Here is a 2,263-nt window from a genome sequence, read left to right as displayed (position 1 = left end):
ATACACATCGATTTCAAGGTTGCGCAGGCCGAGGTCCAGTTGTGCGGTATTCGGAATGTGATCATAATCGAGCGAGCTTGCCGCAGCGGAATCTTTTTGTGTAAATGCCTTAAACAGCAACGGGTCTATGGCTTGTTTATAGCTGTTATGAGAACCGATTACCTGCGTTTTATTGATTTTTAAATGATCATCCGTTTGTGCAAAAACGGGAAAACAGCAGGCAAGCAACAGACCTAGTAGCGCTTTCATTGGTGATGGTTTAGTATGAGGCAAAGTTAAGCCGGGCAGAAAAGACTGCCGTATTAAATTTTTGTTACCAGCAACAGCTGCATCCAAGGCCGGAACGCAGGTAACATTTTGTTAACGCAATGGTAACGCGAGTTAACGGCCATTCTACCCACCCGAAAGTAATTTTGACCCTTGATCAAAAGTAAAAAATCAAATCTATGCTTTCAAAATTACGTCTATCAAAGCTCGCATGTCTTTCCGCATGTTTGCCTTGGGCTGTACTTAGTATTAACCCGGTCCAGGCATTCCCTGCGCGTATCAATACGAAGCTTTCGTTTCAGGCAGAGAAGTCTTTTTCAGATGCGGGGTCTGTTGCACAGTCCATTTCGGGTTCGGTTACGGATGAAGCCGGGGCGCCGCTGCCGGGTGCCACGGTTGTCGTTAAAGGAACAACAAGGGGCACATCGACCAACGCCGAAGGGAAATTTGTGATAGAGGCCGATGCCAATGCTGTTCTGGAAGTTTCTTTTATTGGATATGCTGCAAAACAAGTTCCGCTTAACGGGCAATCGTCAATCATTATCCAATTAACCCAGGACCTGGCGCAATTGAATGAGGTTGTTGTGGTTGGTTACGGTACACAGAAAAGGTCGGACATTACCGGCGCTATTTCTTCGCTTAATAGTGAAAGTTTTAACAGGGGCGTCGTAACGAACCCGGGCGAATTGCTGCAAGGTAAACTGGCCGGCGTTTCCATTGCCGCCAATAGCGGTGAACCCGGTGCTGCGCAGGACATTATCATCAGGGGTATCGGCAGCTTGCGCTCCGGAACGCAGCCCCTGTATGTGGTCGACGGATTTTTGCTGGACAATTCCAACACAGGCGTTCCCACCAATCCACTCAACTTCATTAACCCGAATGACATCGAAAGCATTGATGTGTTGAAAGACGCCAGTGCGACCGCTGTTTACGGATCCAGGGCATCCAACGGGGTTGTGGTAATTACTACAAAAAAAGGAAAAGGGAAACCGCAGCTGACATTGTCTGCGTCCACGGCGATATCGTCGATGGCTAACAAAATAAATGTTTTCGATGCCGACGCTTTCCGCAGGGAGGTCGTAGCCACCGGTGGGACGTTGCAGGATTTTGGGGCAAATACGAACTGGCAGGATGAACTCTCGCAGACAGGTGTATCGAGCAACCTCAACTTATCGATGAGCGGAGCCAATAGCGAAAGTTTTTCCTATTTCACTTCCGTAGGTTATCAGGATCAGGAGGGGATTTTGAAAAACAGCAGGCTGAAACGCTATTCGGGAAAATTGAATTTAAACCAGAAGGCATTCAACGGCCGCTTAAATATTGACTACAATTTAACAGCTTCCCGCACGGAAAATTTGCGCCCGGATATCACTTCTACCATGAGTGACATGCTGAATTTGAATCCGACGATCCCTCCTTTAACAGACGGTGTCCCTACATTGTTGAACACGAATGCTTTAAATCCGCTTGCCCGGTATAATTTGTTTAGCGACAAGGCTATTAACCACCGTATTCTGGCAAATATTTCACCCTCAGTTGAAATCATTGACGGCCTTACCTACAAGTTAAATTTTGGTGTGGATTATTCTACGACAACCCGGAATCAGCAGTATAAGCCCTTTCCTGCAGTTATCAATGAGTCCGATGTTTCCAATGGTGTGCTCGACAATGCTATAAGCGGAAATACGAACCAACTTGTTGAGAATACGCTGACATATAACTGGGTTCGTGAGAACCATAATGTTACGCTTCTGGCGGGTCATTCTTTCCAAAAGTTCTTGGATGAAACCAGAATAACTACGTACCGTGGCTTTGCAACCAATAATATAGAGCCTATTTATCAAGATCACACCAGCACAACCGCATTTCCGACGGCGGTCAATGCGGAGGCTTTGAAAAATGAGCTTCAATCTTTCTTTGGAAGGGTAAACTATATTTATGCTGACAAATATATGTTTACCGGTACATTCCGCGCCGATGGATCTTCCAAGTTCGG

2 protein-coding genes are annotated in these 2,263 nt (G+C 46.3%); one reads left to right on the top strand and one right to left on the bottom strand.

Annotated features, from left to right (window positions below; all coding sequences use genetic code 11):
* The coding region (locus ACTIE6_RS22950; RefSeq protein WP_439558853.1) for a Ca2+-dependent phosphoinositide-specific phospholipase C at window positions 1-249 on the bottom strand (249 nt) is incomplete at its 3' end.
* Window positions 250-446: 197 nt separating this feature from the next.
* On the opposite strand from ACTIE6_RS22950, the gene ACTIE6_RS22945 reads away from it, so the two are divergent.
* The coding region (locus tag ACTIE6_RS22945; RefSeq protein WP_439558852.1) for a SusC/RagA family TonB-linked outer membrane protein at window positions 447-2,263 on the top strand (1,817 nt) is incomplete at its 3' end.

Origin of the sequence: Dyadobacter sp. (genome assembly GCF_051859145.1) — a bacterium.
In the GTDB taxonomy this organism is placed as follows: Bacteria; Bacteroidota; Bacteroidia; order Cytophagales; family Spirosomataceae; genus Dyadobacter.
The sequence above is the reverse complement of the archived record's forward strand: the minus strand, read 5'-3'. Positions and strand labels throughout refer to the sequence as shown.